Below are 14084 nucleotides of genomic sequence, written 5' to 3' on the forward strand. Positions count from 1 at the left end.
TAGCCAGAACGAGAGACTATTCCTTAAGCACGAATTACCTCCATGGCCCAGCTGTTGATCACCGGAGGTGCTGGCTTCATCGGCAGCCACAGCTGTCTGGTGCTGCTGGAGGCGGGCCACAACCTGGTGGTGCTCGACAACTTCGACAACAGCTCACCCGAGAGCCTCAAGCGCGTGCTCGAGCTCGCCGGCCCCTCCGCAGCCGGCCGGCTGCAGCTGGTGGAGGGAGACATTCGCTCCGCTGCAGATCTGGAGCGGGCTTTCGCGGCGGCCCCGGCCGGCCAGCCAATCTCAGCCGTGGTCCACTTCGCCGGCCTCAAGGCGGTGGGTGAATCGGTGCGCGAGCCGCTGCGTTACTGGGACGTGAACCTCTGTGGCTCGCGCCAGCTACTGGAAGCAATGCAGGCCCATGGCTGCCGCAGCCTTGTGTTCAGCAGCAGCTGCACGGTTTACGGCCTACCCGAACAAACACCGATCAGTGAATCTGCAGCCATCCAGCCGATCAACCCCTACGGCCACAGCAAGGCAGCAGTGGAGCAGCTGCTAGCCGATCTGGCGGCCAGCGAAGCGGGCTGGCGCATCGCCCGGCTGCGCTATTTCAATCCAGTGGGAGCCCACCCCAGTGGCCGCATTGGCGAGGACCCCAGGGGCATACCCAACAACCTGTTCCCCTTTGTGAGCCAGGTGGCGGTGGGGCGTCGCGACTGCCTGCAGGTATTTGGCGGCGACTGGCCCACACCCGATGGCAGCGGCATCCGCGACTACATCCATGTGATGGACCTCGCTGAGGGCCACCGGGCCGCCCTGGATGTGCTGCTGGCCGAGCCCCCCCAGCTGCTCAGCCTCAACCTGGGCAGCGGCCAGGGCCACTCGGTGCTGGAGGTGGTGAGGGCCTTCGAGCTAGCCAGTGGCCGTTCAGTTCCGTACACCGTTGTGGGAAGGCGAGACGGAGACGCGGCCAGCACCGTGGCCGATCCGCGCCTGGCAACTACACGACTCGGCTGGCGCACCCGCCGCTCCCTGGAGGAGATGTGCCGCGACGGCTGGACCTGGCAGCAGGCCAATCCCGAGGGTTATGGCAGCTGAAGCGAGGCTGGTGCTAGCCGGTGGCGGCCACAGTCACGCCCTGGTGCTGCGCATGTGGGCCATGGGCCGGCAGCGGCCGGCAGCCTGGATCACCCTGGTGAGCCGCCACAGCACCACCCTCTATTCGGGCATGGTGCCGGGGCTGGTCGCCGGTCTTTATGAGCCAGCCGCCTGCGCCATCGACCTGCGCCGCCTTTGCCTGCTGGCGGGGGTGACCTTTGTGCAGGCAGAGATCACGGCGATTGATCCCGTGGGCCAGGAGCTGGCACTTGCGGGGCGGCCCAACCTGCGCTGGGACTGGCTCAGCCTCGATGTGGGCGCAGAAACCGGCGCCCCAGCCCATGCGGCCATGGCGGTAAAGCCCTTGGAGCCCTTCTTGCACTGGTGCAGCCAGCCCAAATCAGGCAGCGTCCGCATCCGCGGTGGCGGCGCCGCAGCCGTGGAGGTGGCCCTGGCCCTGCGGGCGAGGGGCCAGCAGCCCAAGCTGCTGCTACGCGGCACCCAGCTGAATCTGGGCTCAAAGGCAGCCAACCAATTGGGGAAGCAGCTACTTAAGAGCGCCGGCATTGCCATCGAAGCCAACTGCCCGGATGACGCCGCCGCCGACCTGGCCTGCACAGGCAGCCGCGCACCCCGCTGGCTTGCCGCCTCAGGCCTGGCCTGCAACAGCGAGGGGCGCCTGCTCACTGAGGCCAGCCTGCAGGTAAGGGAGCAGCCGAGGCTGTTCGCCAGCGGCGACTGCGGCGTGATCGCCAGCAGGCCCCGGCCCGCCTCCGGTGTCTGGGCTGTGCGCTGCGCCCAAACCCTGGCCCACAACCTGACGGCAGTGGTGGCGGGCCGCCAGCTGCGGCCCTGGCGGCCCCAGCCCTGGGCGCTGCAGCTGCTGGGCGATGGCAGCAACACCAGACCCCAGGCGGTGGCGTTCTGGGGTCCATGGGCCCTGGGCCCCAGCCCGCTGCTGTGGCGCTGGAAGCAGGCCGTGGATCGGCGCTTCATGGCCGGCTTCAGCGAGCTGAAGGCCATGGGCCCAGATGGGGGCGCAGCGATGGCCTGCCGGGGCTGCGCCGCCAAATTGGCCGCCAGTCCCCTGCAAGACGCCCTGGCACGCAATGGCCTCGGAGGCGGCACCCCGGGCAGCGCCGAGGACGCCGCGGTGATCGCCCAGACAGGCGATGGGTCCCTGCTGCTGCAGAGCGTCGATGGCTTTCCGGCCCTGGTGGCCGACGCCTGGCTCAATGCCCGGCTCACCACCCTGCATGCCTGCAGTGATATCTGGGCCAGTGGCGCCCAGGTGGAAAGCCTGCAAGCGGTGGTCACCCTGCCTGAGCTGGCTCCCGCCCTGCAGGCAGACCTGCTCAGCGACACCCTGGCCGGCGTCCAATCGGTGCTGCAGCCGCTCGGGGCCCGCCTGATCGGCGGCCATTCCCTGGAGGCCCGCGACAGCCAAGCCAGCCCGGCCAACCCCGCTGGCCTGAGCTTGGTGCTGAGCGTGAACGGCAGGGCAGCCGCTGGGCGGCACTGGGGCAAGGGGCCCTTGCGCAGCGGCGATGGGCTGTTGCTGTGCCGGCCCATCGGCACGGGGGTGCTGTTTGCTGCGGCCATGGCTGGAGCCGCCCAGCCCCAGTGGATAGACGCCGCCCTAGCCCAGATGCAGCAATGCCAGGCAAGCCTGGTGGAGCTACTCAACCGCCGCGGCTGCCGGGCCTGCACCGACGTGACCGGCTTCGGGCTATTGGGCCATCTGGGCGAAATGCTGGCCGCCAGCCCAGCAAACTGCCACGTGACCCTGGCGGCAGCAGCTATCCCGGCCCTGCCCGGGGCCTTAGCCCTGCTGGGCGCAGGCTGGGCCAGCAGCCTGGCCCCTTCTAATGCCAGCGCCCTTGCCCTACTGGGGGAGCGGATTGAGCTCCAGGGGCAAGCCGATGCAGCTCATCAAGCCCTGCTGATTGATCCCCAGACCTGCGGCCCCCTGCTGGCGGCGATTCCAGGCGACCAGCTGGCAGCGGCCCTGAGCGATCTGCAGCAAGCCGGCTTTGGCGAAGCCGCTGTGATCGGTCAAGTGCACACCTAAACGGAGGCGCGCCGACCCGCCAGCGACAATGGCTTATCTGCGAGACCGGCGTCTTGTCTGCCCTTACCCGCTGCCTGGAAGAAGAAGCAGCTGCCATTGCTGCCGCCGCCCAGCGCCTCAGCAGCGATCAGGTGGAAGCAGCCCTGGAGCTGCTTGAGGGGTGCCGCCAACGCCGCGCCAAGCTTGTACTCACGGGCGTGGGCAAGAGCGGCATAGTCGCCCGCAAAATTGCGGCCACCTTTTCCTCTATCGGCCTTACGGCCGTATTTCTCAATCCGGTCGATGCCCTGCACGGCGATCTCGGCATCGTGGCTGCCGACGACATCGCCCTGCTGCTCTCCAACAGCGGTGAAACCGAAGAGTTGCTGGCGATCCTGCCCCACCTGCGCCGCCGCGGCACGGCCCTGATCGCCCTGGTGGGGCGCCTGGAGTCCAGCCTGGCTAACGGCAGCGACGTAGTGCTGGATAGCTCGGTGGATCGGGAGGTTTGCCCGCTGAACCTGGCTCCCACCGCCAGCACGGCTGTAGCTATGGCGATTGGCGACGCCCTGGCGGCGGTGTGGATGGAGCGAGCAGGCATATCGCCCGAAGACTTCGCCATCAACCATCCAGCCGGCTCCTTGGGCCGCCAGCTCACCCTCACCGTGGCCGATCTGATGGTGCCGACAACAGCCCTGGACGGCCTCTCTCCCGAGGCACCCCTGGCCGAGGTAATAGCGCGACTCACCGAAGGCAGCAACGGCAAAGGCAGTCTTGGGGCCGCCTGGGTGCGGGCCAGCGCAAACCCCGAATTGATGGCCGGGCTGATCACGGACGGAGACCTGCGCCGCACCCTGCAGCAGCATGACCCGGCCAGCTGGGCCACCATTCGCGCCGACGCCATGGCTACTGCTGACCCAATTACGGTGACACCCCAAACACTTGCAGTCGCAGCCTTAGAGCTGATGGAACGCAATCCCCGTAAAGCCATTTCAGTGCTGCCAGTTGTGGAGCCCTCCCAACCTCACCAGCTGCTGGGCCTGTTGCGGCTGCACGATCTGGTGCAGGCTGGGTTCACCAGTACCGCCGCGGAGCGCCCATGACGGCCATCCCCTTCACCTTGATCGCCGGGCCCTGCGTAATCGAAAGCCGCGATTTGGTGCTGCAGATCGCCGAGCAGGTGAGCACGATCTGCGCTCGAGTCGGCATCCGCTACATCTTCAAAGCCAGCTTCGACAAAGCCAACCGCAGCTCCGGCAAGTCGTTTCGGGGCCCGGGCCCCGATGAGGGACTGAAGATCCTGCAGGAGGTGGGCCAGAGCTTCGGGGTGCCCGTGCTCACCGACATCCACGAGAGCTGTCAGGCAGCTGCCGCAGCCCAGGCCGTGGATGTGCTGCAAATCCCCGCCTTTCTCTGCCGTCAGACCGACCTACTAGAAGCCGCCGCCAAGGCCGTGGCTGGCACCAGAAAGGTGGTGAACGTCAAAAAGGGGCAATTCCTGGCGCCCTGGGACATGGCCCAGGTGGTGAACAAAATGCAGGAATGCGGGCTAGATCCCGCCAGCGGCCGCCTTTGGCTCACCGAGCGAGGCACGAGTTTTGGCTACAACACCCTTGTGGTCGATTACCGCAGCTTCCCCCAGCTCCAAGCCCTGGGTTGCCCGGTGATCTTCGATGCCACCCACGCCGTACAGCAGCCCGGCGGCCGTGGCACCAGCACCGGCGGGCAGCGGGAGTTTGTGGCACCACTTGCCAGAGCTGCCGTCGCCGTGGGGGTGGACGGTTTGTTCATGGAGACCCATCCAGACCCCGACAACGCCCTCAGCGACGGGCCGAATATGGTGCCGCTGCACCGGCTCGAGGCCCTGCTCAGCCAGCTGCTGGCCCTGCGTCAAGTAGTGGCAGCGGGTGTGGCCCCAAGCAGCCTGTGATCCGCCAGCTGCTGCAACGAACCCTGCTGCGGCGCCGGGATCTTGCAGCGATCGAACTGCTGGTTTGTGACGTTGACGGCGTGCTCACCGATGGCGGCTTGCACTACGACGAGCAGGGCCAGGTGGTGAAGCGCTTCGACGTGCGCGACGGCCTGGCGATCCGGATGCTGCAGCGAGCAGGCATTGAGGTGGCCTTTCTCAGCGGCGGGCGTAGCGGCGCCATCGAGCAGCGGGCGCGGCATCTTCACGTCAATCACTGTCTGGTGGGCGTCGGCGACAAGCTCAGTGCCCTACGCCAGCTCCAGGCCAGCCTGCAGCTGGAGCGCCAGCAAACCGCCTTCATCGGCGACGACCTCAACGACCTAACAGTGCGCCCGGCTACGGGTCTACTGATCTGCCCCGCCGACGGCGCCCGGGGCCTGCGCCGCCAGGCCGACTGGGTGCTGCGCCGCCGGGGGGGAGATGGGGCCGTGCGTGAACTGGCTGAAGCCCTGCTGCTGCAGCGGGGGCTGTTGCAAAGCCTCAACCGCGAGGGCTGGCGAGAAGGCAACGCCTAGGCGCCGGCTAGGGCGCGGGCCTGCTCCAGCTGCTCCGGGGTATCCACCGAGAAGCAGTCCTGCGCCACCTCGTAGGTAAGCAGGGGAATACCGGCGTCGATAAGCCGCAACTGCTCCAACTTCTCCAGGTCTTCAAGCCGGGAATGGGGCAGGGCCGCCCAGCAAGCCAACACGTCGGCCCGATAGCCATAGAGGCCCACATGGCCCCAATAGGTGGTGTGCTGGGCCCACTGCTCGGGCGGCACCCCGCGCAAATGGGGCAGGGCACTGCGGGAGAAGGTGATAGCGCGACCGTCGCGGGCCCGCAGCACCTTCACCACATTGGGATCGTGCAACTTGTCGGCGGTGAGGGGATAGACGGGCGTGAGCACCGGCGGCCGCTGCAGCTGCTCAAACTGAGCCGCCATCGCCTCGATGATCGCCGGATCCAGCAGCGGCTGGTCGCCTTGCACATTGATCACCAGGGTTTGGTCAAAATCAGAGGCCGCACCCCCCGCAGCGGCCACCAGCTCCGCCACCACGCTGGCCAGGCGTTCACTGCCCGAGCTGCAATCGGGCGAGGTCATCAGCACCGGAAAGCCCCAGCCTTCGGCTAAAGAGCGCACCTGGTCGCTGTCTGTGCACACCACCACGGCCGCCACACCCTGGGCCTGCCGGCAGCGCTCCAACACATGCTGGAGCATGGGCTTGCCGGCAATATCGGCGAGCAGCTTGCCCGGCAGCCGCGCCGATTCCAGCCGGGCCGGTACGGCCACCACCACTCGGGGAACGGACATCTGGTCAGTCATCCCGCCACGCTAACGGGGGTCTGCGGCGCTCAGATCCGCTCCAAGCGCAGCCGCTCGGCCCGCAGCTGGCGCAACCGCTGGCCCAACTCGGGGCCTTGCCTCATGCCACCAGCCAGCAGGTCGGCGGCGGTGAGCTCGGCCTTGACCTGGCGCCAGCGCAGCAGCCAGCGCAGCAGGGGCCGGCGCGGGCCGCTGCCACAGGCCAGGGCCAGGGCCACCGCTTCTGGACTGCAACCAGAAGCCTCCAGCAGGGCGCACCAGTGCTCGGGCAGCGCCGGAGAGCCAGCCAGCTGGTGCTCCACCAGCCGGCGCCGCAACTCCAACCATTGCGCCAGCAGGCGGTGCTGGCGGTGGGGCAACTGCAGCCGCTCCGCTAGGGCGAGGGGTTGGCGCGCTCCCGCCACCAGGGCCACCAGCAGCGGCAACCCCAGCCGAGCAGCCCAGCGCAGCCGCCGCGGCCACTGGGTATCCGCCTGCAGCGCCGGATCAAGCAGCGCCAGAGCACCCCAGCGCTGCAGAGCCCCCAGCGCCGCCAGCCAGGGCTCGCGCTCCAGCAGCAACTCCAACTCCATCCGCAGGCGCGTGCCCAGGGCTGACGGCGCCTCAGCCGGCGCATCACCCTGCCGCCAGGGCCAAGGCCACTGGGCCAGGGTGGCTGCGGCCTGGGCGGCGCTGGCCCCGTCAAGCTCCAGCCCCAGCCGCGCCGCATATCGGGCGCCGCGCACCAGCCGGGTGGGATCGTCGCGAACGCTGCCGTGATGCAAAAAGCGCAGCTGGCGCAGCTCCAGATCCGCCTGGCCTCCATGGGGATCGAGCAGGGTGCAGCTGGCCAGATCCAAGGCCATGGCGTTGATGCTGAAATCACGCCTGGCCAGATCATCGGCCAGAGAGCCGAAGCTCACCTGAGGATTTTCGGCTGGCACCGGGTAGGTCTCGCAGCGGGCGGTGGCCACATCCAGCAGCACCTGCTGGCCGTCCAAATTGAGTTCGAGCTCAACGGTGCCGTATGCCCCGTGCTCCTGGCAGCGCTGCACCACAGCCTCACCGAGCTGGCCAACCAGCTCCTTAACCAGCTCTGAAGCCCGGCCCTCCACCACCAGGTCCAGATCGGGCAGCCCCCGCCAGGGATCGTTGTGCAGCCGGTGCAGCAACAAATCCCGCACCGCACCGCCAACCAAAGCCACCGGCCCAACTCCTGCCCGACTAAGGGCTGTCAGCAGGGGCGCTGGAATACCGAGGATTTCCACCTAGACCGGCTCGATCGGTGCCAAGCGCGGGTCAAGGATTTTGGGCCCCATCCCCTGGAATTTCACGGCAATCGACACCTTCTCACCACTGCCAAACAGGTGGGTCACCTGACCTTCGCCAAAGCTGCTGTGGCGCAGCCGGTCCCCCACCGCCCAGGTCTTGGCAGCCGCCCGGCGCCGCACCGCATTGGCGGGAGCACCGGCCGCACCGCCACCGGCCACCTGGCGTGAATCCTCCCGATCCACTCGGGTGAGCCGCTCCAGGCGCTGCTCACGGCGAATGGAAGCTCCACCGCTATGGGGAATGTCCCCCTGGATCAGGGCGCTAGGCAGCTCCGAAAGAAACACCGAGGGCACCGCCGGCTCACGCATGCCACCCCAAAGCCGCCGCTCACTGGCATGGGAGAGAAACAGCCGCTCCTTGGCCCGGGTGATGCCCACGTAGCAGAGGCGCCGCTCCTCCTCGAGAGCCGAGGGGTCTTCCAAAGAGCGATAGCTGGGGAACAGACCCTGCTCCATTCCCACCAGGTACACCACCGGAAATTCCAAGCCCTTACTGGCATGCAGGGTCATCAGGGTGACCCGGTCCTGCTCGGTGTCCTTGCTGTCAGCGTCGCTAGCCAGGGCCGCTGAGGCCAGGAAATCCTCCAGGGAGCCCTCCTCGTTTTCCTCCTGGTATTGCAAGGCAGCATTCACCAGCTCATTGAGGTTGCGGCGCCGGTCTTCCGCTTCATCGGTGCCTTCGGTGATCAACTCGGCCACATAGCCGCTCTGCTCCATCACCCGCTGCACTAGTTCAGAAGGGGCGATGTCCTGGGCGCAGGCCTGGAGGCCATTGATCAGCTCGCAAAACTGCAGCAACCCCTTAGCCGAGCGGCCCCCCAAAGAACGCACCGCCTCGGCATCACGCACCACCTCCCAGAGGGGAATGCCGAGCTGGTTTGAGGCGTCTGTGAGTCGCTCGATCGTGGTTTTACCGATGCCGCGCTTAGGGGTGTTGAGCACCCGCAACAGGCTGACGGTGTCGGCGGGGTTCACCAGCAGCTTGAGGTAGGCGAGCACATCCTTGATCTCACGCCGGTCGTAGAAGCGCAGCCCCCCCACCACGATGTAGGGGATGCCCCAGCGCACCAGCGACTCCTCCATCGCCCGCGACTGGGCATTGGTGCGATAGAGCACCGCCATGTCGCCCCAGCTGAGATCGGGGTGGGCGGCCTCGAGCATGCGCATGCGATGCACCACCGCTTCGGCCTCGGCGATCTCGTCGTCGCAGCGGGTGAGGGAGATCAATTCACCCTCACCGCGGGTGGGACGCAGCACCTTGTCGATCCGCTCGGAGTTGTGGGCGATCAGAGCATTGGCCGCCTCCAGGATCGTGGCGGTGGAGCGGTAGTTCTCCTCCAGCTTCACCATCGTGGCGGTGGTCTCACTGGCGGCCCCGTCACCGAAGTCGTCCTGGAAGCCCATCAGGATCGTGAAATCGGCAGCACGGAAGCTGTAGATGCTCTGGTCGGCATCACCCACCACAAAAACCGAGCGCCCATCCCAGTCGTCGTAGTCGGAAGGCTCGCGACCGTTGGTCACCAGCAGCTTGATCAGGTCGTACTGGGTGCGGTTGGTGTCCTGGTATTCATCCACCAGCACATGGCGAAAGCGCCGGTGCCAGTAGTTGCGGATCTGCTCGTTCTGGCGCAGCAGTTGCACGGGGAAGAGCAGCAGATCATCGAAATCGAGGGCATTGTTGGCGGCCAGGGCGCGCCGGTAGCGCCGGTAGGTCTCCGCCATCAACTTGCCCCGCTGGCCGCCGGCATCGGCCTCGAGCTGCTCGGGCATCCAGCCCTGGTTCTTGGCGTTGCTGATCGCCCAGCGCACCTTCTTAGGCTCAAAGCGCTTGGGATCTAGCTGGAGCTCCTGGGTGACGATCTCCTTGATCAGGCTCTGCACGTCGTTCTCGTCGTAGATCGAGAACTGGCGCGTCCAGCTGAGCCCTTCGGGATCCTTGAACTTGTCGATGTCGAAGCGCAGCAGCCGGGCGAACAGGGCGTGGAAGGTGCCGATCCACAGCTCCTTGATCACCTCGCGGTAGATGCGGGAGCGCAGCTGGCGCTGCTCCACGGCCGGCAGGGTGCTCCAGGGCTGGCCGAACTGGCTCTGGGCCAGCTTCTGGGCCAGCAGCAGCTCCAGCCGCTCCTTCATCTCGCGGGCCGCCTTGTTGGTGAAGGTGACGGCGAGCAGATGGGCCGGATCGGCGCCGTGGTGGCCGATCAGGTGGGCAATGCGGTGGGTGAGGGCGCGGGTTTTGCCGCTGCCCGCACCGGCCACCACCAGCAGCGGACCGGTGTGGTGGTCCACCGCCTTGCGCTGGGCGTCGTTGAGGCCGGCTAGAAATGCGCTCATTCCTGAGACCCTAGGCAAGGCGACGGGCCAACCTCTGTCGCCAGCGCTCCAAGCGCAGCTGGAGCAGGGAAGGGGGCCTCAGGGGCGGCTCACCGGCCTGCAGTCGATCGATGTGGATGTTGATCGCCTCCAGGGCCTGGCGCCAGCGCTGGCGCAGCCGCGGTTCACTGAGCTCATCAAGCAGCTCTTCCAAGCGGCGCGGTGCAGGCAGCCAGGAGGCTGGATCGGCCACCGCCGCAGCGATCCGCTCCCCGTCGGCGGCCAGGCTGCCCATACCGATCTGATGGGCCAGGCCCCCGGGGTCGAGATTGTCAGCCAGGGCGTGGTTAAGGCTGCTGAACAGCACGCAGCCACAGGCCAGGGCCTCGATCGGCGGCAGACCAAAGCCCTCGCTCACCCCACTGCAGCGCCAATGGTCGGCGGAGTCGTAAACCACCACCTTGGCGCTGTTGAACAGCCCCACCAGATCCTCCACCCAGCCGTCCTGCACCAGCACCGTGAGCCCCCGGGCCCGCAGGGCTGGCACCAGCTGCTCCAGCACATAGGCGCTGGTCTTGCGCCGCTGGATCAGCACATCAATCGAGCGGCCGCCCGGCGCCGGCTCAGCGCCGAAGTTGTGGGGGCGATCACCGCGGGCGATCCAACTGGCCTCCAGGGCGTTGGGCACCAAGAACAGCGGATTGCGACTGGCCCATTGGCCCCAGTAGCCCAGGGTGTTGCGACTCACCGCCAGCACCGGCACCCCGGGGGGCAAGCGGAAGCCATAGCCACTGCTGTGGGCGTGATAGGCCACCGGCCGGCCCCGCAACGCCCCCAGCTGGCGCGGCACATCAAAGCCCCAGCTCACGATCCAGAGGGCGGCGGTGGCGGCGGGGCTGCCTAGGGGTTCAGCCCGGAGCAGATCATCCAGGTAAAGCAGTCCAGGCTCCCGCTGCCGATAGGTGACCAGTTCTGTTGGCACCAGTTCGGCCAGCAGCCGGGCCGTCTGCTGCTCCACCAACAGGCCACCGCAGCGGTAGCGACCGCTGGTGCCTGGCACCAAAAAGCGAAGGGGGCGCAAGACGCTCAGAGGCTGCGGCCCGCCAACTCTGGCTCAGGCCGCCGCCACTTCCGTGCTGCCCGAACGCTGACGGCGGGTAAGGAAGCCAAACAGCACCTTGCCAATGGCGGCGATCAGATTGCCTTCCAGTTCCTGGAACATGGTCATGTTGAGGTGGAAGGCGTGGTTGGCCTCCTCCACAATGCGATCGGCCATGGCCTGGTCGATTGGCAGGGCGTCGAGGGTGGCGCGGTAGTTGGCCTTGAAGGCCTTCTCATCGGGGATAGCCGCGAATTCGTAGAAACGCAGGCCATCGTGCTCGCCCAGGCTCATCGCCTTCTGGGCGATGTTCTTGAGGATCTGGCCGCCGGAAAGATCACCTATGTAGCGGGTGTAGTGGTGACCCACCAGCAGCTCCGGGCACTCCCGCGCCACCTGGTGCAGCCTCTCTACGTATTGCTGGGCTCCAGGGGTGGGTTGGACCGCATTGCGCCAGTCGCCACCGAAGTAAAAGGCAAGGTCCTGCTCGAGACTTTCGCGCCGGTTGAGCTCAGGAAAGGCCACCGGACCCACCACCGGATGCTCCCTAAGCCGGCCAAACTCCTCCTCCATGGCGGAGTACACGAAATAAAGGTCGGCCACCAGGGTGCGGTAGCTGGCCTTATCCACCACCCCCTTGAGGAAGCAGCTCACGAAGCCGGTGTTCTCCGCCATCGTGTGGGCCTTTTTGGTGCCTTCACGCAGTTGGGAAGCAAGGGCGACGGCCATCTGACGGGGGCGTTGTACGGGCGAGGCGCCAAGTTAGGCGGGAGTTTTACCGTGGCGCCTGGCAAGGTTGCGAAGGGTTACGCCGCCAGGTTCTGATCGGCCTGCTCAGCGCCACCGAAGAGATCAAACAGCTCCCGGGAAAACTGCTGCAACTTCTGCGCCACCTCGGCCTGGGGCAGATGACTGCCTGACGGCTGCCAGTCGCCCACGGTGGCCAGCCGCCAGCGCTCGCTCTCGTAGGTGAGTCCCCGGATCGTCACCCCCAGCAGGCGAGGGCGTTCAGCCCTGCTCCGCCCTGGGGCCCCGTCCAGGCGCAGCTGCACCAGAAAGGAGCGGCACTGGCTGCGCGGACTCCAACCCGGTAGGTGAAAGGAGAGATCCAGGCTCTCCTGCTCGGCAAAGGCACGGGTCAGCGCGTCGTCGCGCCAGGGGGTGAGGTTGGCTCGGGCATCGGGGAAGTGGACGCGAAACAAGCTCGCCGCCGCAGCGATTGCCTGGGCAAGTTCCAGGGATCGGGCCTGATCGGCGGCATTCATGCCGTTTCCCCTGAGCAGAACCGCAACATGCTTAAAACCTAGGCTCGCCACACCGATAAGGCCGATCCGGTCAGTAACAGCCCATGGCAACCCCTAGCGCCGCCAGCTTTGAGAAGCTCACCACCCCTGCCAGCGGCACCGCAATTCGCTTCGAAAACGGTCAACCGATCGTGCCCAACGATCCGATTGTTCCCTTCATTCGCGGTGATGGCACGGGCGTAGACATCTGGCCCGCCACCCAGAAAGTGCTGGACGCGGCGGTAGCTCAGGCCTACGGCGGTGAGCGCCGGATTGAGTGGTTCAAGGTGTACGCCGGCGATGAGGCCTGCGACCTCTACGGCACCTATCAATACCTGCCGGAAGACACCCTGAGCGCCATCAAGCAGTACGGCGTGGCGATCAAGGGGCCCCTCACCACACCGATCGGCGGCGGCATCCGCTCCCTCAACGTGGCCCTGCGCCAGATCTTCGATCTCTACTGCTGCGTGCGCCCCTGCCGCTACTACGAGGGCACCCCCAGCCCCCACAAGCGGCCGCAAGACCTAGACGTGATCGTCTATCGCGAAAACACCGAAGACATCTATATGGGGATCGAGTGGGAAGCCAACGATCCGGTGTGCCTCGATCTGATCAAGCACCTCAATGAGGTGGTGATCCCCGCCAACGGCAAGCTGGGCCAGCGCCAGATCCCAGCGGGCTCCGGCATCGGCATCAAGCCCGTGAGCAAGCACGGCAGCCAGCGCCACATCCGCAAGGCGATCCAGCACGCCCTGCGCCTTGAGGGTGACAAGCGCCACGTGACCCTGGTGCACAAGGGCAACATCATGAAATTCACCGAGGGAGCCTTCCGCGACTGGGGCTACGAACTGGCCAGCACCGAATTCCGCGATGTCTGCATCACCGAGCGGGAGAGCTGGATCCTCGACAACGTCGAGCGCAATCCCGACCTGAGCATCGAGGCCAATGCCCGCATGATCGAGCCCGGCTACGACAGCCTCACCCCCGAGAAGAAAGCCGCCATTGATACCGAGGTGCAGGGCGTGCTCGATGCCATCGGCGCCAGCCACGGCGGTGGCAAGTGGAAGCAGATGGTTCTTGTCGACGACCGCATCGCCGACAGCATCTTCCAGCAGATCCAAACCCGCCCCGCCGACTACTCGATCCTGGCCACCCTCAACCTCAACGGCGACTACATCTCCGATGCCGCCGCAGCCGTGGTGGGCGGCCTGGGCATGGCCCCCGGCGCCAACATCGGCGACAACGCTGCGATCTTCGAGGCGACCCACGGCACCGCTCCCAAGCACGCCGGCCTCGATCGCATCAACCCCGGCTCGGTGATCCTCAGCGGCGTGATGATGCTCGAATTCATGGGCTGGCAGGAGGCCGCCGACCTGATCACCGCGGGCCTGAGCGCCGCCATCGCCAACGGCGAGGTGACCTACGACCTAGCCCGGCTGATGGAGCCGCCTGTGGAGCCGGTGAGCTGCAGTGGCTTTGCTGATGCTGTGATCCGCCACTTCGGGGGCTCAGCGACAGTATAAAGTTCTAACCAATCAAACCCACCCGAACAAACTAGTGTTCAGCGACAAAAAGCAATTGACATCTATGCAAGCTCTTGAAAGCATGGCTGCATAGCCAAGCGCAATAGTCCAAGTCAGCCACTCACAGCATAACATCTGGCCCGAA

At 66.5% G+C, this 14084-nt stretch carries 12 protein-coding genes; 6 read left to right on the forward strand and 6 right to left on the reverse strand.

Annotated features, from left to right (window positions below):
* The first annotated feature begins 42 nt into the window (after positions 1 to 42).
* Genes galE through U9970_RS11730 form a run of 5 tightly spaced genes read left to right on the forward strand, consistent with a single transcriptional unit; the run spans position 43 to position 5623 of the window.
* Positions 43 to 1086, forward strand: a complete 1044-nt coding sequence (galE, locus tag U9970_RS11710) for a UDP-glucose 4-epimerase GalE (RefSeq protein WP_322764332.1) — start codon at positions 43 to 45, stop codon at positions 1084 to 1086.
* Positions 1076 to 3157, forward strand: a complete 2082-nt coding sequence (selD, locus tag U9970_RS11715; protein WP_322764333.1) for a selenide, water dikinase SelD — start codon at positions 1076 to 1078, stop codon at positions 3155 to 3157. Before galE ends, selD begins: the two co-directional genes overlap by 11 nt.
* A 53-nt stretch (positions 3158 to 3210) precedes the next feature.
* On the forward strand, positions 3211 to 4239 hold the full coding sequence (locus U9970_RS11720; RefSeq protein ID WP_322764334.1) for a KpsF/GutQ family sugar-phosphate isomerase: 1029 nt from the start codon (positions 3211 to 3213) through the stop codon (positions 4237 to 4239).
* Positions 4236 to 5066, forward strand: coding sequence for a 3-deoxy-8-phosphooctulonate synthase (kdsA, locus tag U9970_RS11725; protein ID WP_322764335.1), 831 nt, complete (start codon positions 4236 to 4238; stop codon positions 5064 to 5066). The genes U9970_RS11720 and kdsA overlap by 4 nt, the downstream gene beginning before the upstream one ends.
* Positions 5063 to 5623: a KdsC family phosphatase gene (locus tag U9970_RS11730; protein ID WP_407653041.1), complete on the forward strand. Its 561-nt coding sequence runs from the start codon at positions 5063 to 5065 to the stop codon at positions 5621 to 5623. Before kdsA ends, U9970_RS11730 begins: the two co-directional genes overlap by 4 nt.
* Here U9970_RS11730 and kdsB read toward each other — a convergent pair.
* The 6 genes from kdsB to U9970_RS11760 all read right to left on the reverse strand — a co-directional run bounded on the left by kdsB (position 5620) and on the right by U9970_RS11760 (position 12398).
* Positions 5620 to 6399, reverse strand: a complete 780-nt coding sequence (kdsB, locus tag U9970_RS11735; RefSeq protein ID WP_322764336.1) for a 3-deoxy-manno-octulosonate cytidylyltransferase — start codon at positions 6397 to 6399, stop codon at positions 5620 to 5622. The genes U9970_RS11730 and kdsB overlap by 4 nt on opposite strands.
* A 41-nt stretch (positions 6400 to 6440) precedes the next feature.
* Positions 6441 to 7658: a tRNA nucleotidyltransferase/poly(A) polymerase family protein gene (locus tag U9970_RS11740; RefSeq protein WP_322764337.1), complete on the reverse strand. Its 1218-nt coding sequence runs from the start codon at positions 7656 to 7658 to the stop codon at positions 6441 to 6443.
* Positions 7659 to 10055, reverse strand: coding sequence for a UvrD-helicase domain-containing protein (locus U9970_RS11745; RefSeq protein WP_322764338.1), 2397 nt, complete (start codon positions 10053 to 10055; stop codon positions 7659 to 7661).
* A 10-nt stretch (positions 10056 to 10065) separates the two neighbouring features.
* Complete coding sequence (locus tag U9970_RS11750) at positions 10066 to 11115, reverse strand: glycosyltransferase (protein WP_322764339.1); 1050 nt, start codon at positions 11113 to 11115, stop codon at positions 10066 to 10068.
* Between the two features lie 33 nt (positions 11116 to 11148).
* On the reverse strand, positions 11149 to 11862 hold the full coding sequence (locus U9970_RS11755) for a biliverdin-producing heme oxygenase (protein WP_322764340.1): 714 nt from the start codon (positions 11860 to 11862) through the stop codon (positions 11149 to 11151).
* Between the two features lie 77 nt (positions 11863 to 11939).
* Positions 11940 to 12398 (reverse strand): hypothetical protein, encoded by a 459-nt coding sequence (locus U9970_RS11760; RefSeq protein WP_254932123.1) that lies wholly within the window; start codon positions 12396 to 12398, stop codon positions 11940 to 11942.
* An 83-nt stretch (positions 12399 to 12481) separates the two neighbouring features.
* Between U9970_RS11760 and U9970_RS11765 the strand changes: the two genes are divergently transcribed.
* On the forward strand, positions 12482 to 13939 hold the full coding sequence (locus tag U9970_RS11765; protein WP_322764341.1) for an NADP-dependent isocitrate dehydrogenase: 1458 nt from the start codon (positions 12482 to 12484) through the stop codon (positions 13937 to 13939).
* The last annotated feature ends 145 nt before the right edge of the window (positions 13940 to 14084 follow it).

The organism is Cyanobium usitatum str. Tous, from assembly GCF_963920485.1.
GTDB classification, from domain to species: Bacteria; Cyanobacteriota; Cyanobacteriia; order PCC-6307; family Cyanobiaceae; genus Cyanobium_A; species Cyanobium_A usitatum_A.